The 26093-nt window shown below is 63.1% G+C and carries 20 protein-coding genes; 7 read left to right on the forward strand and 13 right to left on the reverse strand.

Annotated features, from left to right (window positions below; all coding sequences use genetic code 11):
- Nucleotides 1–28: 28 nt before the first annotated feature.
- Together PMM47T1_RS18580 and PMM47T1_RS18585 are read left to right on the forward strand one after the other, a co-directional pair.
- Nucleotides 29–913: a DUF808 domain-containing protein gene (locus PMM47T1_RS18580; RefSeq protein WP_008371693.1), complete on the forward strand. Its 885-nt coding sequence runs from the start codon at nucleotides 29–31 to the stop codon at nucleotides 911–913.
- A 153-nt stretch (nucleotides 914–1066) separates the two neighbouring features.
- On the forward strand, nucleotides 1067–2269 hold the full coding sequence (locus PMM47T1_RS18585) for an aminotransferase-like domain-containing protein (protein ID WP_008371695.1): 1203 nt from the start codon (nucleotides 1067–1069) through the stop codon (nucleotides 2267–2269).
- Between the two features lie 79 nt (nucleotides 2270–2348).
- Here the strand turns inward: PMM47T1_RS18585 and PMM47T1_RS18590 are convergent, their stop codons facing one another.
- From PMM47T1_RS18590 to puuE, 7 genes are all read right to left on the reverse strand, one after another.
- Nucleotides 2349–3140, reverse strand: a complete 792-nt coding sequence (locus tag PMM47T1_RS18590) for an outer membrane protein OmpK (RefSeq protein WP_008371698.1) — start codon at nucleotides 3138–3140, stop codon at nucleotides 2349–2351.
- Nucleotides 3141–3537: 397 nt separating this feature from the next.
- The gene (locus tag PMM47T1_RS18595; RefSeq protein WP_008371700.1) at nucleotides 3538–4893 is read right to left on the reverse strand and encodes a nucleobase:cation symporter-2 family protein; all 1356 of its coding nucleotides are present in this window, start codon (nucleotides 4891–4893) and stop codon (nucleotides 3538–3540) included.
- A 213-nt stretch (nucleotides 4894–5106) separates the two neighbouring features.
- A complete protein-coding gene (locus PMM47T1_RS18600; RefSeq protein WP_008371702.1) occupies nucleotides 5107–6420 on the reverse strand; it encodes a urate hydroxylase PuuD in 1314 nt (437 codons plus the stop codon).
- A gap of 48 nt (nucleotides 6421–6468) precedes the next feature.
- Nucleotides 6469–6972 carry an ureidoglycolate lyase gene (locus PMM47T1_RS18605; protein ID WP_008371704.1) on the reverse strand — a complete coding sequence of 168 codons (504 nt, stop codon included), beginning with the start codon at nucleotides 6970–6972 and terminating at the stop codon, nucleotides 6469–6471.
- 134 nt (nucleotides 6973–7106) lie between these two features.
- On the reverse strand, nucleotides 7107–8102 hold the full coding sequence (alc, locus tag PMM47T1_RS18610; RefSeq protein ID WP_008371706.1) for an allantoicase: 996 nt from the start codon (nucleotides 8100–8102) through the stop codon (nucleotides 7107–7109).
- An 85-nt stretch (nucleotides 8103–8187) separates the two neighbouring features.
- Nucleotides 8188–8703 carry a 2-oxo-4-hydroxy-4-carboxy-5-ureidoimidazoline decarboxylase gene (gene uraD / locus PMM47T1_RS18615; RefSeq protein ID WP_008371708.1) on the reverse strand — a complete coding sequence of 172 codons (516 nt, stop codon included), beginning with the start codon at nucleotides 8701–8703 and terminating at the stop codon, nucleotides 8188–8190.
- Nucleotides 8700–9629, reverse strand: coding sequence for an allantoinase PuuE (gene puuE / locus PMM47T1_RS18620; protein ID WP_008371711.1), 930 nt, complete (start codon nucleotides 9627–9629; stop codon nucleotides 8700–8702). The genes uraD and puuE overlap by 4 nt, the downstream gene beginning before the upstream one ends.
- Before the next feature lie 381 nt (nucleotides 9630–10010).
- Between puuE and uraH the strand changes: the two genes are divergently transcribed.
- Together uraH and PMM47T1_RS18630 are read left to right on the forward strand one after the other, a co-directional pair.
- The gene (uraH, locus tag PMM47T1_RS18625) at nucleotides 10011–10364 is read left to right on the forward strand and encodes a hydroxyisourate hydrolase (protein ID WP_008371713.1); all 354 of its coding nucleotides are present in this window, start codon (nucleotides 10011–10013) and stop codon (nucleotides 10362–10364) included.
- Between the two features lie 260 nt (nucleotides 10365–10624).
- Nucleotides 10625–12109, forward strand: a complete 1485-nt coding sequence (locus PMM47T1_RS18630; protein ID WP_008371715.1) for a YdgA family protein — start codon at nucleotides 10625–10627, stop codon at nucleotides 12107–12109.
- Between the two features lie 101 nt (nucleotides 12110–12210).
- On the opposite strand, the gene PMM47T1_RS18635 is transcribed toward PMM47T1_RS18630, so the two are convergent.
- Together PMM47T1_RS18635 and PMM47T1_RS18640 are read right to left on the reverse strand one after the other, a co-directional pair.
- The gene (locus PMM47T1_RS18635) at nucleotides 12211–12840 is read right to left on the reverse strand and encodes a LysE family translocator (RefSeq protein ID WP_008371716.1); all 630 of its coding nucleotides are present in this window, start codon (nucleotides 12838–12840) and stop codon (nucleotides 12211–12213) included.
- A 71-nt stretch (nucleotides 12841–12911) separates the two neighbouring features.
- Entirely contained in the window at nucleotides 12912–14261 is a 1350-nt protein-coding gene (locus PMM47T1_RS18640; RefSeq protein WP_008371717.1) for an NCS2 family permease, read from the reverse strand.
- A 319-nt stretch (nucleotides 14262–14580) separates the two neighbouring features.
- Between PMM47T1_RS18640 and PMM47T1_RS18645 the strand changes: the two genes are divergently transcribed.
- Nucleotides 14581–15330, forward strand: coding sequence for a GntR family transcriptional regulator (locus tag PMM47T1_RS18645; RefSeq protein WP_008371718.1), 750 nt, complete (start codon nucleotides 14581–14583; stop codon nucleotides 15328–15330).
- Nucleotides 15331–15419: 89 nt separating this feature from the next.
- On the opposite strand, the gene guaD is transcribed toward PMM47T1_RS18645, so the two are convergent.
- The 4 genes from guaD to xdhA all read right to left on the reverse strand — a co-directional run bounded on the left by guaD (nucleotide 15420) and on the right by xdhA (nucleotide 21482).
- Nucleotides 15420–16724 carry a guanine deaminase gene (guaD, locus tag PMM47T1_RS18650; protein WP_008371719.1) on the reverse strand — a complete coding sequence of 435 codons (1305 nt, stop codon included), beginning with the start codon at nucleotides 16722–16724 and terminating at the stop codon, nucleotides 15420–15422.
- Nucleotides 16725–16736: 12 nt separating this feature from the next.
- A complete protein-coding gene (gene xdhC, locus PMM47T1_RS18655; protein ID WP_008371720.1) occupies nucleotides 16737–17573 on the reverse strand; it encodes a xanthine dehydrogenase accessory protein XdhC in 837 nt (278 codons plus the stop codon).
- Between the two features lie 71 nt (nucleotides 17574–17644).
- Complete coding sequence (gene xdhB, locus PMM47T1_RS18660; RefSeq protein WP_008371721.1) at nucleotides 17645–20050, reverse strand: xanthine dehydrogenase molybdopterin binding subunit; 2406 nt, start codon at nucleotides 20048–20050, stop codon at nucleotides 17645–17647.
- Nucleotides 20043–21482 (reverse strand): xanthine dehydrogenase small subunit, encoded by a 1440-nt coding sequence (gene xdhA / locus PMM47T1_RS18665; protein ID WP_008371722.1) that lies wholly within the window; start codon nucleotides 21480–21482, stop codon nucleotides 20043–20045. Before xdhA ends, xdhB begins: the two co-directional genes overlap by 8 nt.
- Nucleotides 21483–21833: 351 nt before the next feature.
- Between xdhA and PMM47T1_RS18670 the strand changes: the two genes are divergently transcribed.
- Together PMM47T1_RS18670 and smc are read left to right on the forward strand one after the other, a co-directional pair.
- On the forward strand, nucleotides 21834–22493 hold the full coding sequence (locus tag PMM47T1_RS18670) for a GntR family transcriptional regulator (RefSeq protein ID WP_008371723.1): 660 nt from the start codon (nucleotides 21834–21836) through the stop codon (nucleotides 22491–22493).
- Nucleotides 22494–22495: 2 nt separating this feature from the next.
- Complete coding sequence (gene smc / locus PMM47T1_RS18675) at nucleotides 22496–25984, forward strand: chromosome segregation protein SMC (RefSeq protein WP_008371724.1); 3489 nt, start codon at nucleotides 22496–22498, stop codon at nucleotides 25982–25984.
- The last annotated feature ends 109 nt before the right edge of the window (nucleotides 25985–26093 follow it).

Raw genomic sequence — 26093 nt, forward strand, 5'->3', positions numbered from 1 at the left:
TTGAACATGAACGATGGGAACGTTTCTTATGGCAGGAAGCAGTCTGCTGGTATTGCTGGATGACATCGCCGCGGTACTCGACGACGTCTCGCTGATGACCAAGGTAGCGGCCAAGAAAACCACCGGCGTGCTGGGCGACGACCTGGCGCTCAACGCCCAGCAGGTTACCGGCGTGCGCGCCGAGCGCGAACTGCCCGTAGTGTGGGCGGTGGCCAAGGGCTCGCTGCGCAATAAGGTCATCCTGGTGCCTGCGGCCCTGGCCATCAGCGCCTTCATCCCCTGGGCGGTGACGCCGCTGTTGATGGTGGGCGGTGCGTACCTGTGCTTCGAAGGCTTCGAAAAAGTGGCGCACAGCTTGCTGCACGCAAAGCAGGACGATCACGCCGAGTCTGCCGTGGTGGCCGACCCCAGCGTCGACCTGATGGCCTATGAACAGGACAAGATCAAGGGCGCGGTGCGCACTGACTTCATCCTGTCGGCGGAAATCATCGCCATCACCCTGGGCATCGTCGCCGACGCGCCGCTGATGCAGCAGGTGATCGTGATGAGTGGTATCGCCCTGGTGATGACCGTGGGCGTCTACGGGTTGGTGGGCGGCATCGTCAAACTTGACGACCTGGGCCTGTGGATGACCCAGCGCCAGGGCGGCCTGACCCGCGCCATTGGCGGCGGCATCCTGCGCGCCGCGCCCTACATGATGAAAACCCTGTCGGTGGTGGGCACGGCGGCGATGTTCCTGGTGGGCGGCGGCATCCTGGTGCACGGCATTGCACCGTTGCATCACTGGGTGGAAAGCGTGGGCGGCAGCGTGACCATGGCGTTGCTCAATGGTGTGCTGGGCGTGGCGGCAGGTGCCGTAGTGCTGGGCGTTGTCACCATCGCCAGCAAAATCTGGAGCGCCCTGCGCGGCTGACCCCGCCAAAACCGCCGCAGCTGCCGCCCCGCAGCTCCACAGGTCATCCCCTTTGATTGATGCCATGGCGGAATGACGTGCTGCCGATTCGTCGTTTGCGGCGCTGGGAGCCGGATTCGATACTGAACCATCTGCCTTGAAGGAGCCTGCGCCGTGACCGAACTGAATTACCGCTTCGCCCCCACCTTCCAGGCGCCGACCGGTTCGGCGATTCGCGAGCTGTTCAAGTACCTGTCGCTGCCCGGCATGATCTCCTTCGCCGGTGGCTACCCGGCCACGACCTTTTTTGATCAGCCGAACCTGACCGCCGCTGCCGAACGTGCCCTGCGCGAATCGCCCGTGGACTGCCTGCAATACGCGGCCACCGATGGCTTGCCGTTGCTGCGTGAGCAACTGGCGGCGTTGATGGCGCGCCGTGGTGCGCCGGTGGCCGTGGATGACCTGATGGTGACCACCGGCTCCCAGCAGGGCCTGGACCTGTTGATCAAGGTGCTGCTCAGCCCAGGTGAGCGGGTGCTGGTGGAGCGGCCGACCTATCCTGCTGCCTTGCAGGCGTTTCGCCTGGCCGGCATGCACGTGGACAGCGCCGACACCGATGCCCAGGGCCTGGACACCGAGCGCCTGGCCGAGCAATTGGCGACCTTGCCCCGTGGCAGCATCCGCCTGCTGTACTGCGTGCCGACCTTCGCCAACCCCACGGGCGCCTGCCTGCCGCTGGAGCGTCGCCTGAAGCTGCTGGCCCTGGCCGCCGAGCACGACTTCCTGATGATTGAAGACGACCCCTACGGCGCCCTGCGTTTCGCTGGCCCCGAGGTGCCCTCGCTGCTGGCGTTGGAAAAGCAGGTCGATGGCGCGGCAGGGCGGGTGATCCATCTGTCCAGCCTGTCCAAGGTCGTGGCCCCGGGCCTGCGTATCGGCTGGTTGATTGCGCCAGCGCCGGTGCGCCAACGCTGCGTCATCGCCAAGCAGACGGTGGACCTGTGCACTGCGCCCTGGGCCCAGCAGATTGCGGCATTGTACTTGGCGGACGGTGCGTTGGAGCGAGCCTTGCCGGGCCTGATCAAGGGCTACGGCGACAAGTGCGCACGAATGCTGGGCGGCCTTGAGGGGCTGCGAGACGTGCTGGAAGTATCGCCGCCGCAAGGCGGGATGTTCATCTGGGGGCGTTGCCGTGACGGCGTGAATGCGGGGGAGTTGTTGGAGCGGGCCATCGAACAGCGGGTGATGTTCGTGCCGGGCAGTGCGTTCTTTGCGAATGATCCTGATACCAGCAGCCTGCGCCTATCTTTCGCCGCTCCGTCGATCGAGCAGATCGACGAAGGGCTCCTGCGCCTTTGCAGGAGCTTCAAGCGGTAAGCTGCAAGCCAGCGCGGATCGCCGTTACTTGCAGCTTAAAGCTCAAAGCTTGCAGCTTATATCGCCGCCTCAGCGGCGCTTAGAAGAACACTTTCAGCAACAGGCTGGCGGTGTTCTGGTTGGTGTCGAAAGCGTGGCTGCTGTCGATGCCGTACTTGTCTTTCCAGTAGTCATACTCAAAGCCCACGTAGACCTGCTTGGGCTGCCAGTGCAGGGCCTTGCCCAGGTCGTATTTGACCTGCGGGTTGAAGTGCAGGTTGGCGTGGTAGTCGCCTTCCTTGTTGTGGTCACCGCTGACCACCCAGTCCATGTAGCCGTCGATGAGGACGTCGGAGCTGCCCACCGGAATGGTGTAGGACCACACCGGGGTGATCTGCCAGATGTTGTTGCCCGCGCGGCCGCCATCCGGGATACGGTTGTAGAAGTTCAGCTGGAAGTAGTCGAAACCGGGAATATTCAGGTCGAAGCCCGGGCCGATCAGGTAGGACTCCACGTCACCTTCGCCAAACTCGTAGGTGAAGGCCAGCAGCACGTCGCTCACTGGGCCAAAGGCAAACTTCTGGTCAAAGATCTTGCCCAGCGACAGGCGCGGGCTGAACTCGCCATACAGGCCGAAGGTGCCGTTGCCGGAGTCTTTCTTGCCGTTGTACCAGGTGTTGTCCACGAACAGGAAGTTGTCACCGTATTTCCAGGCGTCGGCGTGCTCGAACGTGACGGTCTGCTGGATGCCCGGGTTGACCTTGAAGTCCTGGCCATACAGGTAGGTCAGGCTGTTGCTCTGCCACTGCAGCCAGCCGCTGTCGTCAGCCATGGCCTGGCCCCCGGCCACCATGCTGCCAGCCACCATCAGGCTCGAAAGAGTACGTTTCATCGGTTTGCTCCCTGGATAAATCTTCGTCTGTTTTTCGTGGTGGCGCTCTGGAGTGGCGCCTTGTGGGTTGTGCAAAAAAGTCGTCCAACTGGTCAACTTCTCCTGCGGCGCAACTGAGATAGCAAGAGCCTTGCCAAGTATTCGAGCGGCCAGAAAAATCCCGTCGGCTGTGTGAAAAAAACAGTCGAAAGGTGTTCGATTGGCTGCAAACGATGACGCGGCAGGGCAGGCGCCCAGTCTTGTGCAAGAGGTCAGCTTTATCGGGGAAAACATCCCCCCGGTTTCACGCGGCCGCGCAGATTACTGACTCATGGCGCCTCGCTCAAGTGCTCCGTTACAGAGCAGGCACAGCAAAAGTGGGGCACTCGGTCAGCTTTTTGCCCGGTGCCCCCCGTGATCAATGCTGATGCGCCGCTCGGGCATGGGCCTCGCGCTCGGCGCCGCCGAGTACGTTGAACAGCAGGTTGAGCAGTACCGCGCTCAACGTTGCCATGGCGATGCCGCTGTGGGTGATGGGGCCCATCCACGCGGGCAGCTGCGAAAAGAACTCGGGGCGCACCACCGGGATCAGGCCCATGCCGATGCTTACCGCCACCAGCAGCTGGTTGCGACGGTCACCGATATCGGCTTCCTGAAGGATCTTGATGCCGGTGGCCGCCACCATGCCGAACATGGCGATGGCCGCGCCGCCGAGCACGGCCGGGGGAATGGAGGCCACCAGGAACGCGGCCTTGGGCAACAGGCTGAGGGCGATGAGGAAACTGCCGGCCACGGCGGTCACCGAACGGCAGCGCACGCCGGTCATCTGCACCAGGCCGATGTTCTGGGCGAAGGAGGAGTGGGTGAAAGTGTTGAAGAAGCCGGCCACGAAGGACGCTGCGGCGTCGCACAGCAGGCCACGGCGCAACATGCCCGGGGTGACCTCGCGGTCGGTGATCTTGCCCAGGGCCAGGAACATGCCGGTGGACTCGACGAAGATGATGACCACCACCAGGCACATGGACAACACCGGTGCCAGGCCGAAGGTGGGCATGCCGAAATGCAGCGGCGTGACCAGTTGCACCCAGGGTGCGGCAGCCATGCCCGACAGGTCGACCATGCCGATGAAGCCCGACAGTATGTAGCCCAGCACCATGCCGATCAGCACCGAGATATTGACCCAGAAGCCGCTCATGAAACGGTGGATCAACAGGATGGTGGCCAGCACCAGCCCGGCCACGGTCAGGTAGATGGGCGAGCCGAACTGCACGGCCTTGGCGCCACCGCCGGCCCAGTTCACCGCTACCGGAAACAGCGACATGCCGATGGAGGTGATCACCGTGCCGGTGACCAGGGGCGGGAAGAAACGCACGATCTTGGACATGAAGGGGGCGATGACCATGCCGAAGAAACCCGCGGCAATGGTGGCGCCGAAAATGCCCGGCAAGCCCACGCCCTGCATGCCGGCCATGGCCACCATGCTGCCCACAGCGGCGAAGCTGGCGCCCATCATCACCGGCATGCGGATGCCCAAGGCACCGATACCCAATGACTGCACCACGGTGGCCACGCCAGCCACCAGCAGGTCGGCGTTGATCAGGAAGGCAATCTCGTCACGGGAAAGACCGGCGGCCTGTCCGATGATCAGCGGCACCGCGATGGCGCCTCCGTACATCAGCAATACATGCTGCAACCCTACCAGGATCAATTGCATCAGCGGCAGGGGCTGTCGTGGTGGCGCGGCAGGGATGCGCGCGTGGCTTGACTCGGACATGCAACACCTCGGATTTTGTTTTTATTGTGGAGCTGTGGTCAGGACGCTTCATTCACATTGACCCTGTGGGAGATCATTTTGTGGGAGCGGGCTCTGCCCGCGAAGAAAACGCCGCGCAATGTCTGGTATATCGCGGCGCCCGATTCGCGGGCAGAGCCCGCTCCCACAAAGTATGCATCCATGCAATTTTCCCCTGGGGTATCCAGCGTCACCTCAGTTGGTCTGCGCTCCCTTGGCGATCCATTGGCCAATCAGGTTGCGCTCTTCCTGGGTCATCTTGGTGATGTTGCCCAGCGGCATGATCTGGCTGGCCACGGCCTGCGCCTGGATGCGCGGGGCCAGTTGCTGGATCTGCTGCGGGGTGTCGAACATGACGCCGGCCGGTGCGGTGGAGAACAGCGGGCTGGTAGGTGTGGCCGAATGGCATACCGCGCAGCGCTCCTGAATCACCCCGTGAACCTTGTTGAAGTCTGCGTCACTGGTGCCGGCGCTGGCTTGCGCCGGCTGTTCGGCTGCCGCGGGCTGCGCAGGCTGGGCCGGCATTTCGTCGGCGCGCTTGCCGCCAATGGCGGTACCCGGCAACGGCTGGTACTCGATCTTCGGTGCCTGGGCCACGTCGCTGCTGTTGCCCATTTGCATGGGGCCGGTCACGAACGCCAGGCAGATCATGCCCAGGGCGCCGGCAGGCAGGGCCCAGGCAAACTTGTGGCTGTTGTGGCGGGTGTTGAAATAGTGACGCACCATCACCGCGACCACCGCGATACCAGCCAGGATCAGCCAGTTGTAATGGCTGCCGTAGGTGCTGGGAAAGTGGTTGCTGATCATGATGAACAGCACGGGCAGGGTGAAGTAGTTGTTGTGACGCGAACGCAGCAGGCCCTTGGCCGGCAGGGTAGGGTCGGGCGTGCGGTTCTCTGCGATGGCTGCCACCAGCGCGCGCTGGGCGGGCATGATGATGCGGAACACGTTGCCGACCATGATGGTGCCGATGATGGCGCCGGTGTGCAGGTACGCACCGCGGCCGCTGAACACCTGGCTGAAGCCATAGCAGGCGGCGATGATCAGTACGAACAGCACCAGGCCCAGCAGGCCGGGGCGCTTGCCCAGGGGCGAGTCACACAGCAGGTCGTAGATGAACCAGCTGGCAACCAGCGCGCCCACGCCAATGGCGATGCCTTCCGGCCCGCTGAGGGTGCTGCCGGGGGCCAGCAGGTAGAGCACCGGGTTGGAGTAGAACACCACGCACAGCAGCACGATGCCCGACATCCAGGTCCAGTAGGCTTCCCATTTGAACCAGTGCAGGTTGTCCGGCATGGTGGGGGGAGCCAGCTTGTATTTTTCCAGGTGGTAGATACCGCCACCGTGAATGGCCCACAAGTCACCGCTCAGCCCGTCACGTGGGTTGGCGCGGTTGAGGTTGTTCTCCAGCCAGACGAAATAGAAGGATGCGCCGATCCAGGCGATACCCACGATCATGTGAATCCAGCGCACGCCCAGATTCAGCCACTCCATCAGATGTGCTTGCACAGTCGTTACCTCTTGCCGTGCCACTGCAGTGCAATGGCCAGCCTTCTCTTATTGGTGGGGGGCGAGGATCAGTAATTCGTCCTCATTGAAAAAATGCTCATCGCAGTTGTTGCCAGTGCCACTGCGATCAACCACCAGGAAGTCATCCCGCTTTTCGATCGTCAGCACCGGATGGTGCCAGACGCCGCGATGGTAATTGATGCCCTGCCTGCCATTGGTGATGAAGGCGCGGACCAAGCCTGATACAGGTGCATCGCCAAGTGGCGCGACCACGATCAGAAAGGGGTTGCCCAGCAGCGGCACGAAAGCCTGGCTGCCCAGCGGGTGGCGCTCCAGCATGCGCACGGTCAACGGCATGTCCAGCACGTCGGCGCGGAAAATGCTGATGATCGCCTTGTCGTCTGGCGTGGCGGTCTCGACCGTGGCCAGACGATGGAAACGCATGGTCGAGCCATTGTTGATCATGAAGTGGTCGCTGCCGTCGGTTTCGATCACGTCACCGAAGGGGGCGAAGGCTTCTTTTGTCAGGGGCTCGATCACTAGTGTGCGCATTGTGGGTCTTCTGTCTGTTCAGTGATTAGTGTGTTGCCTTTGCGGGCCTCTTCGCGGGCAGAGCCCGCTCCCACAAAAACATCTGCAAACCCTGCTTTTGTGAGAGCGGGCTCTGCCCGCGAAGAGGCTACCGCTTACTTGGCTACCTTGCCGAGTACGCGCAAGCGGCTCACGCCACCGTCCGGGAACACGTTCAGGCGGATGTGGGTGATAGGCCCCAGGTCCTTGATCTGCTCCTGGAAGCTGTGCTCCTGGTGCATCTGCAGTTTCTGGCTAGGCAGCAGTTCGCGCCAGAACAGGCTCTGGGTTTCGATCTGGCTGTCGGTGCCGCCTTTCACGAACGCGCCCTGGATCGAGCAGCTGTCCGGGTAGTTACCCTTGAAGTGCAGGGTGTCGACCACCACGTGTTCAACGGTGCCGGCATGGCCCAGGGCGACGATCACCCAGTCATTGCCGGGCGTGCGGCGGCGGGCGGTTTCCCAGCCGTCGCCCATGTTGATGCCACGGCCCGGGTTGAGAATGTTGCTCATGCGCCCGAAGTGCTCGTCGGAGCAGGCCAGGGCACGGCCGCCGTTGAGGGCGCTGGCCAGGTCGACCTGCTCATTGTCGCCGGTGGCCGACCAGTCGCGGAAGGGCACGCCGTACACGCGCAGGCGCGCCACGCCGCCGTCCGGGTAGATGTTGAAGCGCAGGTGGGTGTAGGCCTGGGCATCATTGATTTCGTGGTAGTGGTGGCTGTTGCCTTGCAGTTCCACGGCCGACAGCACTTCGGTCCACTGGGTGGCGTCGGTCGGGTCGCCGTTGGCCACGAAGCAGCCTTCCAGCGAAGCCGATGGCGGGAAGTTGCCGGTGAAGAACGAGGTGTCGATGTCCACGCCCTTGATCGAACCCGGCACGCCCAGGCGGATTACCGCGCTGTCGTAGCCTTCGAAGCGCTTGCGACGCGACTCCCAGCCGTCCATCCACTTGCCGTTGTCATCGAACACGCCTTCCTTCCACACCGCGGGGGTGGGCTGGAACAGGCGGTTGACGTCGGCGAACCAGTCGTCGGTGACCGAGATGGCCTTGGTGCCCAGGCGTGCGTCGGCCAGGTTGACGAACTTCTCGAAGGGTACGGCGTATGCTTTCATTTTTCTTGTCTGCCTTGAATAGGTGGCTGGGGAAGCTTGTCAGGCCCTGGGTGCGTCAGCGCTGACGGTACTCGGGCCAGGCTCGCTATAGGGTCAGTAAACGGAACAGGGCAATCTTGTTGATCTGCGCCAGGGCTTCCTTGAACTCGGCCTCGACCGAGTTGTGGATGCGCACTTCGAACGCGGCGAGGATCTGATGCCGGTTGCTGCCTTTCACTGCCATGATGAAGGGGAACTTGAATTTGGCCTTGTAGGCATCGTTCAGCTCCGTGAAGCGCTGGAACTCCTCGGTGGTGCATTGGTGAATACCGGCGCCGGCCTGTTCGTGGGTGCTGGCTTCGGTCAACTGGCCCTGGACGGCAGCTTTGCCGGCCAAGTCAGGGTGCGCGTTGATCAATGCCAGCTGGCTGGTGTGATCGGCGCTCAACAGGATGTCGCTCATACGCTGGTGCAGGGTTTCGATCTGGTCGAGTTCGGCGTCCTGGCCCAGGTCGAAGGCTTTTTCCGCGACCCACGGCGAGTGCTCGTAGATGTCGGCGAAAACGGCGACGAAGGCGTCACGGTCGAGTGTCGACGGCTTGATGGTCTGGAAAGCGGTCATTGCGCGGCCTCTTCCTGGAAGGGGTGGGCTTCGTGCCAGTGACGGGCGATGTCCACGCGGCGGGCGAACCACACCTGGTCATGGCCTTTGACGTATTCAATGAAGCGCTTGAGCGCCGCCATGCGTGCAGGGCGGCCGATCAGCCGGCAATGCAGGCCGATAGAGAGCATTTTCGGCGCTTCGGCACCCTCCGCGTACAGCACGTCGAAGGCGTCTTTCAGGTATTCGAAAAAGTCGTCGCCCTTGTTGAAGCCCTGCACTTGGGTGAAGCGCATGTCGTTGGTGTCCAGGGTGTAGGGGATCACCAGGTGCGGCTTGCCGGTGCCGTTGTTCGGCTCCCAGTAGGGCAGGTCGTCGTCGTAGGTGTCGCTGTCGTACAGGAAGCCGCCTTCCTCCATCACCAGCCGACGGGTATTGGGGCCGGTGCGCCCGGTGTACCAGCCCAGTGGGCGTTCGCCGCTGATTTCGGTGAGGATACGGATGGCTTCGAGCATGTGCTCGCGCTCCTGGTTCTCATCCATGTATTGGTAGTCGATCCAGCGGTAGCCATGGCTGCAAATCTCGTGGCCGGCATCGACCATGGCGCGGATCACGTCAGGGTGGCGCTGGGCGGCCATGGCCACGGCAAAGATGGTGAGCGGAATGCCCGCTTCCTTGAACAGCTTGAGTACACGCCACACGCCGGCACGGCTGCCGTACTCGTACAGCGACTCCATGCTCATGTTGCGTTCGCCTTGCAGGGGCTGCGCGGCCACCATTTCGGACAGGAAGGCTTCGGATTCCTTGTCACCGTGCAGAATGTTGCGCTCGCCACCTTCCTCGTAGTTGAGTACGAACGACAGGGCGATGCGGGCATTGCCCGGCCAGCGAGGGTGGGGCGGGTTGGGGCCGTAACCGATCAGGTCGCGTGGGTATTCAGCGCTCACTGCATTCATCCTTCTTCGCGTCATAAGGTGGCGGGTGGCCCCGATGAGGTTGGCGACCCGGCGATGGATTGATTGTATACAACTTTATGATCACTTTGTAAGCCTGTTTTTTTCCAATCATCGCTTCAGCCCATCGATTTATTTTCTTGCAAAATACTTGCCCGATTGGTCAGGTATTTGCTTGGAAGACCATGCAGGACTTGCTTTGCCGGGTAATATGCCTGTTTTCTGGGCATGCCTGCGGGCAGGGTAAAAAGACCGGAATAATTGTGTACAATTTGCTTTGAAAGTGTCTTAATGTTTTCCTGCCTGGCGCCTTCAGTGCCCTGAAAGGGTGCGCAGGCCTACGAACAACCGGATGAAAATGAGGCACGAAACACCATGGGACGTTTGACTACGCATGTGCTGGACGCCGCCCACGGCTGCCCTGGCAGCAACATCAAGGTCGAGCTGTATCGCGTCGAGGGCCAGCAACTGGAGCTTGTGGCCAGCGCCTTGACCAACAGTGATGGCCGTTGTGACGCACCGGTATTACAAGGTGATGACTACCGCACCGGCGTGTACCAGTTGCAGTTCTCGGTGGGCGACTACTATCGCGCCAAAGGCGTGCAACTGCCGGACCAGGCGTTCCTCGACGTGGTCGTGCTGCGGGTTGGCATCAATGCCGAACAAGAGCACTACCATGTGCCCTTGCTGGTTTCGCCTTATAGCTATTCCACTTATCGCGGCAGCTGATTCAGCCGTAACAGCGCTTCGTTGGTACCTCTTGCCCGCCCACACTGCGGGCTTTTTTTGTTGCGCGATATTTCCCGGGCGGCGCTGTGCAGCCGCTGCCGCCGGCTGCGCCGGCCCGCACGTTCGCTGAAACCCCCCAGTGGCCTCCGGTGCCAATGCAGCCTGGCGGCAGCGGCGACGGTATCGGCATCGCTCTTCCATTTCGCGGTAGTATTCGTCGGGTATTCCTCCCTACCGAATGGAACTCGTCGAGTCGATCTATGAAAAAAGCAGCAGGCATAGCAGCAGGTGTGGTCATTGCCGTGGGCGTCGTGGCCACCGCCGGTGCGTGGTTTACCGGTACCCGCCTGGAAGGCGTATTGCAGGAAGCAATCAGCGAGGGCAACCAACAGTTGTTGCAGTCGGGCGTAGGCCCCGATGGCAAGGCGCAGTTCAGCATCGAGCTGGTCTCGCTGGACCGTCACCTGTTCAGCAGCACCGCCCATTACCGCGTGAACGTGCAGATGCCCCACGCCAAGCCGGCTCATCTGCTGTTTGTCGACCACATCGAGCACGGCCCCCTGCCGCTGTCGCGGGTCACCCGCCTGCGCCTGGCGCCGGTGATGGCGGCCAGCAATTTTGAGCTGGAAAAAAGCCCCGACACGGAAAAGTGGTTTGCCATGAACAACGGCCAGACCCCGCTCACCGGTCACTCGGCCATCCACTACAACCGTGGTACCGAGACCCACGTCGACCTGGCACCGCTGGAGTCCAAAGAGCCGGGCAAGACCCTGAAGTTCTCGGGCCTGGCGGTGTCGATCAACACCACCGCCGATGCGCAGAAGTACGAGCTCAAGGGCAACATGGCCAACCTGTCCCTGGACCTGGCCAGCGAAGAAGGGCCGGTGCATGCCGATATCGACGGCGTGACCCTGGACAGCGGCGGCGAGAAGGGCAAGTCGGGCTTCTACCTGGGGCACACGGAACTGAAGGTGGCCACCCTCAACCTGCAGGGCGCGAACGCGCCGGCCTTCGCCGTGAAAGACCTGGACTTCAACGGCCTGATGCAGGAAGTCGAAGACAAGCTGGCCGCGCAGATCAGCTACGCCGTGGGTTCACTGGACGTGGGTGGCCAGGCCCTGGGCTCGGCGCAGATGAACTGGAAGTTCGACAACTTCGACATCGCTTCCAGCAAGTCGCTGTACGCGCTGTACGTCAGCAAGATCGCCGCGCAGCAACAAGCCGCGGCGGCTGCCCACGTGCCGTTGAACCTGCAGCTCAGCGATGCCGACCAGCAGCAGCTCAACACCGACATGCTCACCCTGCTGGCCGCCAAGCCGCACATCGAAATGGAGAACCTGTCGGTCAAGACTGCCAATGGCCAAAGCCAGGCCAGCCTGGTGCTGGACCTGACCAGCCCAGGCACGCTGGACAACGACTCTGCCGATGTAGGCAAGAAAATGATCAGCCTGCTCGACGCCAAGGTTACGCTGTCCAAGCCCATGATCATGGACCTGGCCACCGCCCAGGCGCACCTGCAAGGCCGCACCGACAAGGATGCCGTGGCGCTGCAGGCCAAGAACGTCAGTGACTCCATTGGCGGCATGGCCGTGGCCACCCAGTTGGGCAAGGTGGACGGCGACAACGTCACCAGCCGCCTGCATTACGCCGACGGCATGGTCGATTTCAATGGCCAGAAGATGACCGTGGAGCAATTTTCCGCGTATGTCGGCAATCTGCTGGGCCAGCAGCAAGCCCAGCGCTGATAGGCGTTTGACGCATGGGGGGAATGCCGCAGGAACTGCCGGAAGGTCCTGCGGACCTTTTCGCAGCCTTTCGGCAGCTCCGGTTTCATTCAACTTCTGGGTCAGCCGCGGCTGATCAACGCCGCGGTGCCGGCCGCACCAAACAGCGCGGCACTCACCCGGTTGAACCAGCTCTGCCCGCGCCCCGTGCGCAGGTAGTGCGCCGCGCCGTGGGCGCCCAGGCCGTAGCCCAGCTTGCACAGCAGATCCAGCACTGCCCAGGTGGCGATCATGATGCCCAGTTGCGCGCCCAGCGAGTGTTGGGCGTTGAGGAACTGTGGCAGGAACGCTGCAAAGAACAGAATGTCCTTGGGGTTGCTGGCGCCCAGGGCAAAGGCGCGCCAGAACAGTGCGCCAAAGCGTGGCGCCGGCAGGTCGGCGGGCACCTCGGCGGCGCTTGGTGCGCGGCGTGACTGCTGCCAGCTTTGCCAGGCCAGGTAGAACAGGTACAGGCCGCCTACGATCTTCAGGGCGCTGAACACCTGTTCCGAGGCCATCAGCAACGCGCCCAGGCCCAGGGCCGACGCGCTGAGCAGGCAGATGGAGGCACTCACCCCGCCCAGGAATGCCGGGTAGGAGCGGCGCAGGCCGTAGTTCAGGCTGTTGCCGATCATCAGCAACGACAAAGGCCCTGGGATGACAATCACCACCAGGGCCGCGGCGCTGAACAACAGCCAGGTATCCACACTCATTGTTTCTCTCCTCGACGACAGATTTCCCCGCACTGTAGCCGCAGCCTGGCGGCAGCGGCTGCAAGCGGGCGTTACAGGAAGATGAACTTGGCGATGAAGATCGCGCACAGCACCCACAGGCTCACCGAGATTTCGCGGTGCTTGCCGGTGCCGGCCTTCAGCGCCACGTAGCTGATGAACCCCAGGGCAATACCGTCGGCCACCGAGAAGGTCAGCGGCATCATGATCATGGTGACGATGGCCGGGATGCTGTCGGTGGCCTCATCCCAGTTGATGTGGGCCATGCCACCCATCATCAGCATGGCCACGTAGATCAACGCACCGGCCGTAGCATAAGCCGGAATCATGCCAGCCAGGGGCGCGAAAAACATCGCCGCGACGAACAACAGGCCCACAGTGACCGCCGTCAGCCCCGTGCGGCCACCGGCGGCCACGCCTGCGGCGCTTTCCACGTAGCTGGTCACCGGTGGCACGCCGACCATGGCGCCGAACACGCTGGAGGCGCTGTCGGCCTTCAGTGCGCGGGACAGGTTTTCGATACGCCCGTCGGCGTTCACCAGGTTGGCACGCTGGGCCACGCCCATCAGCGTGCCGGCGGTGTCGAACATGTGCACGAACAGAAAGGCCAGCACCACGCTGATCATGCTGACGTTGAACACCCCGGCCACGTCCATGGCCAGCCAAGTGGGCGCCAGGCTCGGTGGCGTGGAGAACACGCCGCCGTACTGGACGATGCCCAGGCCCCAGCCAGCGGCCGTCACGGCAATGATGCTGATGAGGATGGCGCCGAACACCCGGTGATAGCTCAACACCGCGATCAGCAGGAAGCACACGGCGGCCAGCAGCGGTGCCGGGTCACGCAGGTTGCCCAGCTTGATCAGTGTGGCGGGGCTGGCGACGATGATGCCCGAGGTTTTCAGGCCAATCACCCCCAGGAACAGGCCCACGCCGGCGCCCATGGCAAAGCGCAGGCTCACCGGGATGCTGTTGAGTAGCCACTCGCGCACCCGAGACAGGGTCAGGATCATGAACAGCACGCCGGAGATGAACACCGCGCCCAGCGCCGTCTGCCACGAATAGCCCATGGTGCCTACCACGGTGTAGGTGAAGAACGCATTCAGGCCCATGCCCGGTGCTAGCCCCACCGGCCAGTTGGCGTACAGGCCCATCAGCAGGCAACCCAGGGCAGCGGCGATGCAGGTGGCGACGAAGGCGGCGCCATGGTCGATGCCCGCATCGGCCATGATGTTGGGGTTGACGAAGATGATGTAGGCCATGGTGATGAACGTGGTCAGGCCGGCGATCAACTCCGTGCGCACGGTGGTACCGTGCAGGCTCAGCTTGAACAGGCGTTCCAGCAGCCCGCGCCGCAACGGCTGGGCAAGGTGCAGGGGGGCGGCTTCGGATTTATTGCTTTCCACAGCGAGTTACTCCTCAAGGCTTTTGTTGTTTTCCGAAGCCGCGCGCACATGAGCTCGACCCCGTGAGGCAGGTAAAAGTGGTGGTGCAGGCGACTGTTGTTATTTGACCTCTGGGTCAGGAAAATCGCTCGAGGTGATTATGCGTTTGTATACAAAGAATGCAAATAATGTTTTTGGTTTTGTGCGCAGATTATTCGTCAATCGCGACATATGGTTATCCGGCGTGCTTGCCAAGTGCGGCCATGCATGACCTGACACAAGCCCTTGGCCCTGTGTACAATGGGCCTTACTGCCGCAAAAACTTCACCTTCGAGTGCCCATGAACGAACAGTTGCAACCCCTCAAGAAACCAACGCGCGCGGCCAAGGCCGGCCGTCTCGGCACCCAGGACGACATCGTCTACGCCCATATCTTCGAGGCCATCCTCGAACAGCGCCTGGCGCCTGGGACCAAATTGAGCGAGGAAGCGCTGGGCGAGATCTTCGGCGTCAGCCGCACCATCATTCGCCGTGCACTCTCGCGCCTGGCTCATGAAGGCGTGGTATTGCTGCGCCCCAACCGCGGTGCGGTGGTGGCAAGCCCCAGTGTCGAGGAAGCGCGGCAGGTGTTCTTCGCCCGGCGCATGGTGGAGCGTGCCATTACCGAACTGGCGGTGGAGCACGCCACGACCGAGCAGTTGGCGGAGTTACGGCAAATGGTGTTGGACGAACGCGACAGCTTCTCGCGCGGTGACCGTGGCGCCGGTATTCGCCTGTCCGGGGAGTTTCACCTGAAGCTGGCCGAGGCGGCGAAGAACGCCCCGCTGATCAGCTTCCAGCGCAGCCTGGTGTCGCAGACTTCGTTGATCATCGCCCAATACGAAAGCGGCAACCGCTCGCACTGTTCCTACGATGAACACACCCAGCTGATTGACGCTATCGAGGCGCGCGATGCGACCCTGGCGGTGGACCTGATGATGCACCACATGGACCACATCGACAGCAAGCTGAACCTGGACGAGGAAAGCGCCTCGGACGACCTGCATGCGGTGTTCTCGCACCTGTTGGGCAAGAAGGGCGGCAAGGGCTGATAACAGAACCCTGCAGGCAGGCGTTTTATGTGGGAGCGTGCAGAGCCCGCTCCCACAGCGTTCAACTTCACAGCGGGCGCACCAGGGGTTTATCTTTGATGCACCTTGTTACCCGCCGCATAGGTCTGCAGCACCGTGCGGTCATCGCCCAGTGTGGTCAGCACGAACAACGTCTCTTCAATGCTCTTGGACTGCTTGATGCGGTACGCCAGTAGCGGCGTGGCATTGTAGTCCAGCACCAGGAAGTCGGCATCGCTGCCCGGCTTCAGGTTCCCCACCTTGTCTTCCAGGCGCAGCGCCCGCGCGCCCCCCAAGGTGGCCAGGTACAGTGACTTGAACGGGCTCAGCCGTGCGCCCTGCATCTGCATCACTTTGTAGGCCTCGTTCAGCGTATTGAGCAGTGAGAAGCTGGTGCCGCCACCCACGTCCGTACCCAGGCCCACGTTGAGCTTGTGCTTCTCGGCCATCGGCAGGTTGAACAGGCCGCTGCCCAGGAACAGGTTGGAGGTGGGGCAGAAGGCAATGGCCGAGCCGGTTTCGGCCAGGCGCGCGCATTCGTCGTCGCACAGGTGCACGCCATGGGCAAACACCGAGCGTTCGCCCAGCAGCTGGTAGTGGTCGTACACGTCCAGGTAGCCGCTGCGCTCGGGGAACAGCGCCTTGACCCACTCGATCTCCTTCAGGTTTTCGCTGATGTGGGTCTGCATGTAAACGTTGGGGTATTCCTTGAGCAACTGGCCGGCCACGGTCAATTGCTCGGGGGTGCTGGTGGGCGCGAAACGCGGGGTTACTGCGTAGTGCAGGCGGCCCTTGCCGTGCCAGCGTTCGATCAGCGCCTTGCTGTCGGTGTAGCTGCTTTGGGCGGTGTCCACCAGGTAGTCCGGGGCGTTGCGGTCCATCATCACCTTGCCGGCGATCATGCGCAGGTCCAGCTTTTCGGCCACCTCGAAGAACGCATTCACCGACTCTGGGTGCACGCTGCCGAACACCAGCGCCGTGGTGGTGCCGTTGCGCAGCAGTTCCTTGACGAAAATGTCGGCCACTTCGTCGGCATGGGCCTTGTTGGAAAACTGGCTCTCGAACGGAAAGGTATAGGTGTTCAGCCAGTCCAGCAACTGCTCGCCATAGGAGGCGATCATGCCGGTCTGCGGCAGGTGGATGTGGGTGTCGATAAAGCCCGGGGTGATCAGCGCGTCGGGGTAATGCTCGATCGCCACGTCCGCCGGCAGCGCAGGCAGCAGCGCTTGGGCGTGGCCCACGGCGCTGATGACGCCGTTTTCCACCACCAGCAGGCCGTCGGCGAAGTATTCGTAGGAGGCGTCGACACCCACTTCGGCAGGGTCGCCGATGCTGTGCAGGATGGCGGCGCGATAGGCTTTGCGGGTCAGGCTCATGGTTCTGGATTCTCAGGCTTGGCTGCGTCGCGAGTGCGGCAGCAGTTGGGCGATGGGTTCGGCGGTGGCCGTGGCCTGGCCGAAGTTGGCATTGTAAGTGGCGATGATTTCGGCAGCGACCGACACGGCGATTTCAATCGGCAGTTTGCCTTTGACGTCGGCCAGGCCCATAGGGCACCTCATGCGTTGCACCACCTGCGGGTCGAAGCCGCGATCGCGCAGGCGATGCTCGAATTTGACCCGCTTGGTGTTCGAGCCGATCAGGCCGAACCAGGTAAAGTCGTTGCGTTTCAGGATGGCCGCGGTCAGCTCCAGGTCCAGTTGGTGGTTGTGGGTCATGACAATGCAGTAACTGCCCACGGGCAGGTTGTCGACTTCGTCCACCGGCTCTTCGTTGACCACCTTGCGCACGCCTTCGGGTAGTTGCGCGGGGAATTCCTGCTCGCGCGAGTCGATCCAGGTGACCCGGCAGGGCAGGGCGGCCAGCAGCGGCACCAGGGCGCGGCCCACGTGGCCGGCGCCGAACACGGCGATACGCGCCTGCACGCGGCCCATGGGTTCGAACAGCAGCACGGTGACGCCGCCGCAGCACTGGCCCAGGCTGGCGCCCAGGCTGAAGCGCTCCAGGTGGGTGGCCTGGCTGCCGCTGGCGAGCATCTGGCGGGCAATGTGCATGGCCTTGTATTCCAGGTGGCCGCCACCGATGGTGTCGTACAGCTGGGTGGCGCTGACCACCATCTTGGAGCCGGCGTTGCGTGGCGTGGAGCCCTTTTCCTCGATGATGGTCACCAGGACGCAGGGTTCACCTTGTTGCTGCAGGTCGGCGAGGGCGCTGATCCAGTTGTTCATGGCTGAAAATCTCCTGCGACCGTCTTGGCCTCTTCGCGGGCAGAGCCCGCTTCCACAATCGAATGCACCGCCTATATCTCCGTGGGAGCGGGCTCTGCCCGCGAAGGGGTGGGCGCCGATTCCTGGGCCTTGCGCATCTGCTCGCACCCCCACAACACCCGCTCTGGCGTGGCCGGGGCGTCGATGTTGGGCTGCACCTTGTAGTCGGCCAGGCTGGCCACGGCGTCCTTGATGGCGCACCACGGGGCAATGCCCAGCATGAACGGCGGCTCGCCCACGGCCTTGGAATGGAACACCGTGTCTTCGGGGTTCTTGCGGTTTTCCACCAGCTTCACCCGCAGGTCGGCCGGCATGTCGGCCACCGCCGGGATCTTGTAGCTGGCCGGGCCGTTGGTCATAAGCTTGCCCTTGGCGTTCCACACCAGTTCTTCGGTGGTCAGCCAGCCCATGCCCTGAATGTAGCCGCCTTCCACCTGGCCAATGTCGATGGCCGGGTTCAGCGAGGCGCCCACGTCATGCAGGATGTCGGTGCGCAGCATCTTGTATTCGCCGGTCAAGGTGTCCACCACCACCTCGGCGCAGGCCGCGCCAAACGCGAAGTAGTAGAACGGCCGGCCACGGGCCTGGCTGCGGTCGTAGAAAATCTTCGGAGTCTTGTAGTAACCGGTGCTGGACAGCGACACCTGGCCCATCCACGCCTGCACGATCAGGTCGGGGAAGGGCATCACCTGCTCGCGCACGCGCACATGGCCATTGCGAAATTCCACGTCTTCTTCACTGACGCCGTACTTGCGCGCGGCGAACTCCACCAGCCGCTGCTTGATGATTTCGGCGGCGTTCTGCGCAGCCTTGCCGTTCAGGTCGGCGCCACTGGAGGCGGCGGTGGGCGAGGTGTTGGGCACCTTGTCGGTGTTGGTGGCGGTGATCTGGATGCGGCTGATGTCCACCTGGAACACCTCGGCCACCACCTGGGCCACTTTGGTGTTCAGGCCCTGGCCCATCTCGGTGCCGCCGTGGTTCAGGTGAATGCTGCCGTCGGTGTAGATGTGAATCAGCGCGCCGGCCTGGTTGAGGAAGCTGGCGGTAAACGAGATGCCGAACTTCACCGGGGTCAGCGCCAGGCCCTTTTTCAGTATCGGGCTGTGGGCGTTGAAGCGGCGGATCGATTCGCGGCGCTCCTGGTATTCGCTGCTGGCTTCAAGGTCGGCGGTCATCTCTTCCAGCAGGTTGTGTTCCACGGTCTGGTAGTAGTGGGTGACGTTGCGCTCGGTCTTGCCATAGTAGTTGGCCTTGCGCACGGCCAGCGGGTCCAGGCCCAGGTGGCGGGCGATGTGGTCCATCACTTCTTCGATGGCAACCATGCCCTGCGGGCCGCCAAAGCCGCGGTAGGCGGTGTTGGACGCCGTGTTGGTCTTGCACCGGTGGCCGTTGATGGTGGCGTCGCCCAGGTAGTACGAATTGTCGGCATGGAACATGGCGCGGTCGACGATGGACGCCGACAGGTCCGGCGAGTAACCGCAGTTGCCGGCCAGGTCCATGTTGATGCCGTGCAGGCGGCCGCTGTCCTCGAAGCCCACGTCGTATTCAACGTAGAAGGGGTGGCGCTTGCCGGTCATGGACATGTCCTCGACCCGCGGCAGGCGCATCTTGGTGGGCTGGCCGGTGAGGTGGGCGATGACTGCGCACAGGCATGCCGGGCTGGCCGCCTGGGTTTCCTTGCCGCCGAAGCCGCCACCCATGCGGCGCATGTCCACCACGATTTTGTTCATGGATACGTCCAGCACCTCGGCCACCAGCTTCTGCACCTCAGTGGGGTTCTGGGTGGAGCAGTAGACGATCATGCCGCCGTCTTCGGTGGGCATTACCGAGGAGATCTGGGTTTCCAGGTAGAAGTGTTCCTGGCCGCCGATGTGCAGGGTGCCTTGCAGGCGATGCGGGGCGCTGGCCAGGGCGGTGTCCGAGTCGCCGCGCTTATGGGTGTGGCTGTCGAGCACGTAATGTTGTTTGCGCAAGGCCTCCACCACGTCGAGCACCGGTTCCAGGTCTTCGTATTCGATAATTGCGGCCATGGCCGCCTTGCGTGCGGTTTCCAGGTCGCGGGCGGCCACGGCCACCACGGGCTGGCCAACGAATTCCACCAGGTCGATGGCCAGCAGCGGGTCACCGGGCAGCAACGGACCGATGTCCTTCAGGCCCGGGATGTCTTCGTGGGTGATGGCGATGCGCACGCCGGGGAAGGCGTAGCACGGCGCGGTGTCGATTTTTATGACCCGGGCGTGGGCGCGGTCAGACAGCCGTGCGTACACGTGCAACTGGTTGGGGAATTCCAGGCGGTCATCAATGTATTGGGCTTCGCCTGACACGTGCTTGCCGGCGCTGTCGTGCTTGACGCTGCGGCCCACGCCGGTGGTCAGGCCCTGGGCGAAGCGTTCGGCCAGTTCGGCCTGGCTCAGTGGTGCACCGTGATGGTTAGACATAAGCGGTCACCCGGGTTTCGATGTAGGGGGAGTGCTGTTCGATGAAGTATTTGCGCAGCAGGTTCTGGGCGGTCAGCAGGCGGTATTCCTTGCTGGCGCGGAAGTCCGACAGGGGCGTGAAATCCTCGGCCAGGGCGGCGACGGCGGCTTCCAGGTTGGCGTGGTTGAACGCCTTGCCCAGCAGCGCCGCTTCACAGGCGCGGGCACGCTTGGGGATGGCGGCCATGCCGCCGAAGGCTGCGCGCACGTCAGTGACCACGCCGTCTTCCAAGTGCAGGTTGAAGGCTGCGCACACGGCGGAAATGTCGTCGTCCAGGCGCTTGGACACCTTGTAGGCGCGGAAGCTGTGACCTTTCCGGGCGCGGGGCACGATGATCTTCTCGATGAACTCGCTTTCCTGGCGGGCGGTGATGCGGTAGTCGATGAAATAGTCATCCAGCGCCAGGGTGCGGGTGTCGTTGCCCTTGCGCAGCACTACCTGGGCGCCCAGGGCAATCAGCAGGGGCGGGCTGTCGCCAATGGGCGAGGCGTTGCCGATGTTGCCGCCCAGGGTGCCCTGGTTGCGGATTTGCAGGGAGGCGAAACGGTGCAGCAGCTCGCCAAAGTCCGGGTACTCGGCGCTCAGGGCCTCGTAGCAGTCGGTGAGGGGCGTGGCCGCGCCGATTTCCAGGCGGTCGTCGAAGTGCTCGATGCGCTTCATCTCGGCCACGTTGCCTACGTAGATCATCACCGGCAGGGTGCGGTGGAACTGGGTCACTTCCAGGGCCAGGTCGGTGCCACCGGCCAGCAGCCGGGCTTCGGGGTGCGAGCCATAAAGGTCGGCCAGGTCGGCCACGGTCAGCGGCACCAGGCAGCGTTTGTCGCCGCTGTTGAGCTCGCCGGTTTCAGTGGGCGCGATGGCCTTGAGGCGGGCGATGGTGTCGGCCTCGGCGGCATCAAACTGGTCCGGCGCCTGCTGGCAGCAGGCCTGTTCGGCGGCGGCCAGAATAGGTCGGTAGCCGGTGCAGCGGCACAGGTTGCCGGCCAGGGCTTCGTGGGCCTTGTGGGTGTCGGGCTGGTCGCTGTTCTTTTGCAGGGCGAACAGCGACATGACGAAGCCGGGCGTGCAGAAACCGCACTGCGAGCCATGGCAGTCGACCATGGCCTGCTGCACGCTGTGCAATTGGCCTTTGTGCTTGAGGTCTTCGACGCTGATCAGCTGCTTGCCGTGCAGCGACGAGACGAACGTGAGGCACGAGTTAAGGCTGCGATAGCGCAGGACGTCGCCCTCCAGTTCCGCCACCACCACGGTGCAGGCGCCGCAGTCGCCGCTGGCGCAGCCCTCCTTGGTGCCGGGTTTCTTGAGGTGCTCGCGCAGGTACTCGAGCACGGTCAGGTTGGGGTCCAGGGCGTGCTCACTGCGCAATTCCCTGTTGAGTAGAAACTGGATCACGGAAACCTCACTGACGCATTTATTGTTGTTGACCGACGATGCTTTGAATTTAGCAGTTTTGACTTTGCGGTCAACACTTTTCTGACTCAAAAGTCAGGATTTAATCCGATCAGAAGCATGCAGCCCGCAGCCGCTGCCGCCAGGCGGCGATGGCCCTGCACCTCGCTGGAATTCATTAGGGTCCACACCGGCCAGCGCGGCCTGTCGGCAGCGGCTACAGCGGTGGGCATGGCGCCTGGGCAATTAATTTGCTTATTCCATGCCAAAAGGCCATGTCCCCCTCTGCGATTGTGGGGGGCAAGTGCGCTACACTCCGCGGCTTGCCACGTATGAAGAGTTTGAAGGACAACCATGACGTTCAAGGCGCCGGACAGCCTCTCCGAGCAAATCGCCGATTATCTGGCCGAACGCATCATCCAGGGCGAACTGGCCCCCGGTGAGCGCATTCAGGAACAGAAGGTCACGGCGGCCCTCAATGTCAGCCGCGGGTCGGTGCGCGAAGCGCTGCTGATTCTGGAGCGGCGGCACCTCATCGCCATCCTGCCGCGTCGTGGTGCACACGTGACCGAACTCAGCGCCCATAAGGTGCAGAGCCTGTGCGCGCTCATGAGCGAAATGTACATCCTGCTGGGCACGGCCGTGGCCCAGCGCTGGAACGTGCAGGCCGACCTGGCGCCGTTCCTGGTCATCCGCGAGCGCCTGGCCGCCAGCCTGGCCCGCCAGGACGTCAAAGCCTTCGTCGAAGACAGCTTCAACGTGATGCGCGGTACCTACCCGTTCGCCGACAACCCGTACCTGCAGGAAACCGTCGAGAACCTGCAGCCGGCGATGAACCGCACCTATTACCTGGCGCTGGACCAGCGCAAGCTCACCATGAACGAATACCTGGCGTTGTTCGACAACCTGCTCGAAGCCGTGGTGGCCCGCGACCTGCCGCGCATCCGCAGTGTGCTGGGCGACTACACCCAGCGCAGTTGCCAATTGGTGCTGGCCGCCCTGGCGGCTGACTGACCATGCGCTTGAAATGCATCAAGCTGGCGGGGTTCAAGTCCTTCGTCGACCCCACCACGGTGAATTTCCCCAGCAACATGGCGGCCGTGGTCGGCCCCAACGGCTGCGGCAAGTCCAACATTATCGACGCCGTGCGCTGGGTGATGGGCGAGAGTTCGGCGAAGAACCTGCGCGGCGAGTCGATGACCGACGTCATCTTCAACGGCTCCACCAGCCGCAAGCCGGTAAGCCAGGCCAGCATCGAACTGGTGTTCGACAACAGTGACGGCACCCTGGTGGGCGAATACGCCGCCTACGCGGAAATTTCCATTCGCCGCAAGGTGACTCGCGAGAGCCAGAACACCTATTACCTGAACGGCACCAAGTGCCGGCGCAAGGACATCACCGACATTTTCCTGGGCACCGGCCTGGGCCCGCGCAGCTATTCCATCATCGAGCAGGGCATGATCAGCAAGCTGATCGAGGCCAAGCCGGAGGATCTGCGCAACTTCATCGAGGAAGCCGCGGGCATCTCCAAGTACAAGGAGCGCCGCCGCGAGACCGAGAACCGCATCCGCCGTACCCACGAGAACCTGGAGCGCCTGACCGACCTGCGCGAAGAACTGGAGCGCCAGCTTGAGCGCCTGCACCGCCAGGCCCAGGCCGCCGAGAAATATCAGGAGTACAAGGCCGAGGAGCGCCAGCTCAAGGCGCAGCTGTCGGCCCTGCGCTGGCAGGCTCTGAACGAACAGGTGGCCCAGCGTGAGGCGGTGATAGGCACCCAGGAAGTCAGCTTCGAGGCCCTGGTGGCCGAGCAGCGCAATGCCGACGCGGCCATCGAGCGCCTGCGCGATGGTCATCACGACCTGTCAGAGCGCTTCAACCTGGTGCAGGGGCGCTTTTATTCGGTGGGCGGCGACATTGCCCGGGTCGAGCAGAACATCCAGCACGGCCAGCAACGCCTGCGCCAGTTGCAGGACGACCTGAGGGAAGCCGAGCGTTCGCGCCAGGAAACCGAATCGCATCTGGGCCACGACCGCACCTTGCTGGCCACCCTGGGCGAAGAGCTGGAGATGCTCGCCCCCGAGCAAGAAATGACCAGCGCCGCCGCCGAAGAGGCCGCCGCCGCCCTGGAAGAATCTGAAAGCACCATGCATGGCTGGCAGGAACAGTGGGATGCGTTCAACACCCGCTCCGCCGAGCCGCGCCGCCTGGCCGAGGTGCAGCAGTCGCGCATCCAGCAACTGGACCAGTCCATGGAACGCCTGGGCGAGCGCCAGCGCCGCCTGAGCGAAGAGCGCGCGCAACTGGCCGCCGACCCGGAAGATGCGGCCATCCTCGAGCTGGGCGAGCAGTTGGCCGCCAGCGACCTGCTGATCGAGGAACTGCAGGACAGTGAAATGCAGCAGGTCGAGCGCCTGGATCAGGTGCGCGAACAGTTGCTGCAGGCCACCCGCGAACAACAGCAGGCCCAGGGCGAGCTGCAGCGCCTAAATGGCCGCCTGGCGTCCCTGGAAGCCTTGCAACAGGCGGCGCTGGACCCCGGCACCGGCACCGCCCAATGGCTGCGCGACCAGCACCTGGACCAGCGCCCGCGCTTGGCCGAAGGCATGCGCGTGCAACCCGGCTGGGAACTGGCCGTGGAAACGGTGCTGGGCGCCGACCTGCAAGCGGTGCTGGTCGACGATTTCGATGGCCTGGCCCTGGACGATTTCGAACAGGGTGACCTGCGCCTGCTTAGCGCCGCTGGCGCCAGCCCGAGCCTGGCCGGCAGCCTGCTGGACAAGGTCGACAGCCGTGTCGACCTGAGTCCCTGGTTGGGCCAGGTGCGGCCGGTGGAAACCCTTGAGGCCGCGTTGGCTGGCCGTGCGCAGTTGCAGCCGGGCCAAAGCCTGATCAGCCGCGACGGCTACTGGGTAGGCCGGCATTTCCTGCGCGTCAGCCGTGCCAGCGACGCCCAGGGCAGTGTTCTGGCCCGTGGTCAGGAGCTGGAAAACCTGGGCCTTGAACGCGACGAGCGCGAAGCCGCCCTGGCCATGCTGGAAGAGCGCCTGCAACACTTGCGCGAACAACAGGTCATGCAGGAAGAGTCCCGCGAACAGGTACGCCGGCAGCTGGCCGACGAAGCCCGCCAGCAGGGCGAACTCAAGGCGCAACTGTCCGCCGGCCGGGCCAAGGCCGAGCAACTGGCGTTGCGCCGTCGCCGTCTGGACGAGGAGCTTGCCGAGCTGGCCGAGCAACGCACCCAGGAAAGCGAAGAGCTGGGTGTGTCGCGCCTGCAATTGCAGGACGCCCTGGACGCCATGGCCCAGGACACCGAACAGCGCGAACGGTTGATGGCCCAGCGCGACAGCCTGCGCGAGCGCCTCGACCAGGTGCGCCAGGACGCCCGCCAGCACAAAGACCATGCCCATCAATTAGCGGTGCGCCTGGGCTCGCTGCGCGCCCAGCACGATTCCACCCGCCAGGCGCTGGAGCGCCTGGAAATGCAGGCCGAGCGCCTGAGCGAAAAACGCGAGCAGCTGTCGCTGAACCTGGAGGAGGGCGAGGCACCGCTGGAAGAACTGCGCCTCAAACTCGAAGAGCTGCTGGAACGGCGCATGGCGGTGGACGAAGAGATGCGCCAGGCCAAGGCCGCCCTGGAAGACGCCGACGCCGAACTGCGCGACGCCGAAAAGCGCCGCAGCCAGGCTGAACAGCAATCGCAGCTGATTCGCGGCCAGTTGGAGCAGCACCGTATGGAATGGCAGGGCCTGAGCGTTAAGCGCACGGCCCTGCAGGAACAACTGCACGAGGATGGCTACGACCTGCAAGGCGTTATCGCCACCCTCGACGCCCTGGCTAACGAGAAGGAGGCCGAGGAAGAGTTGGAGCGCATCAACGGCCGCATCCAACGCCTGGGCGCCATCAACCTGGCGGCCATCGACGAGTATCAGCAGCAGTCCGAGCGCAAACGCTACCTGGATGCGCAAAACGACGACCTGGTCGAAGCCCTGGACACCCTGGAGAACGTGATTCGCAAGATCGACAAGGAAACCCGCAACCGCTTCAAAGATACCTTTGATCAGATAAACGGTGGTTTGCAGGCCCTGTTCCCAAAAGTTTTCGGTGGCGGCAGCGCCTATTTGGAACTGACGGGCGAAGATCTACTCGATACAGGGGTGACAATCATGGCGCGCCCCCCGGGCAAGAAGAACAGCACCATTCATTTGCTCTCCGGTGGAGAGAAAGCCCTGACGGCCCTGGCCCTGGTTTTTTCCATCTTTCAACTGAACCCGGCGCCGTTCTGCATGCTCGACGAAGTTGACGCGCCGCTGGATGACGCTAACGTAGGACGCTATGCCCGGTTGGTGAAGGAAATGTCCCAGACGGTGCAATTTATCTACATCACCCACAACAAGATTGCCATGGAAATGGCCGATCAATTGATAGGCGTGACCATGCATGAGCCCGGTTGCTCGCGCCTGGTGGCGGTGGACGTGGAGGAGGCAATGGCGATGGTTGACGCCTGAAGCACAAGCGAATTTGGACCGCTTGCACTTAATTGGCGTATCTGCTGCGACAGACGGTGTAAAGTTATCTTTGGTCGTGCTAGTTTATTGGACATATTTTCGTACGCGT

The organism is Pseudomonas sp. M47T1, assembly GCF_000263855.1.
Taxonomy (GTDB): domain Bacteria; phylum Pseudomonadota; class Gammaproteobacteria; order Pseudomonadales; family Pseudomonadaceae; genus Aquipseudomonas.

Bases quoted from the DNA above. Each gene is read 5' to 3' on its own strand.
- PMM47T1_RS18580 (WP_008371693.1), top strand. From the start codon at position 29: ATGGCAGGAAGCAGTCTGCTGGTATTGCTGGATGACATCGCCGCGGTA.
- PMM47T1_RS18590 (WP_008371698.1), bottom strand. From the start codon at position 3,140: ATGAAACGTACTCTTTCGAGCCTGATGGTGGCTGGCAGCATGGTGGCC.
- PMM47T1_RS18595 (WP_008371700.1), bottom strand. From the start codon at position 4,893: ATGTCCGAGTCAAGCCACGCGCGCATCCCTGCCGCGCCACCACGACAG.
- PMM47T1_RS18605 (WP_008371704.1), bottom strand. From the start codon at position 6,972: ATGCGCACACTAGTGATCGAGCCCCTGACAAAAGAAGCCTTCGCCCCC.
- alc (WP_008371706.1), bottom strand. From the start codon at position 8,102: ATGAAAGCATACGCCGTACCCTTCGAGAAGTTCGTCAACCTGGCCGAC.
- uraD (WP_008371708.1), bottom strand. From the start codon at position 8,703: ATGACCGCTTTCCAGACCATCAAGCCGTCGACACTCGACCGTGACGCC.
- uraH (WP_008371713.1), top strand. From the start codon at position 10,011: ATGGGACGTTTGACTACGCATGTGCTGGACGCCGCCCACGGCTGCCCT.
- PMM47T1_RS18630 (WP_008371715.1), top strand. From the start codon at position 10,625: ATGAAAAAAGCAGCAGGCATAGCAGCAGGTGTGGTCATTGCCGTGGGC.
- PMM47T1_RS18635 (WP_008371716.1), bottom strand. From the start codon at position 12,840: ATGAGTGTGGATACCTGGCTGTTGTTCAGCGCCGCGGCCCTGGTGGTG.
- PMM47T1_RS18645 (WP_008371718.1), top strand. From the start codon at position 14,581: ATGAACGAACAGTTGCAACCCCTCAAGAAACCAACGCGCGCGGCCAAG.
- guaD (WP_008371719.1), bottom strand. From the start codon at position 16,724: ATGAGCCTGACCCGCAAAGCCTATCGCGCCGCCATCCTGCACAGCATC.
- xdhC (WP_008371720.1), bottom strand. From the start codon at position 17,573: ATGAACAACTGGATCAGCGCCCTCGCCGACCTGCAGCAACAAGGTGAA.
- xdhB (WP_008371721.1), bottom strand. From the start codon at position 20,050: ATGTCTAACCATCACGGTGCACCACTGAGCCAGGCCGAACTGGCCGAA.
- PMM47T1_RS18670 (WP_008371723.1), top strand. From the start codon at position 21,834: ATGACGTTCAAGGCGCCGGACAGCCTCTCCGAGCAAATCGCCGATTAT.
- smc (WP_008371724.1), top strand. From the start codon at position 22,496: ATGCGCTTGAAATGCATCAAGCTGGCGGGGTTCAAGTCCTTCGTCGAC.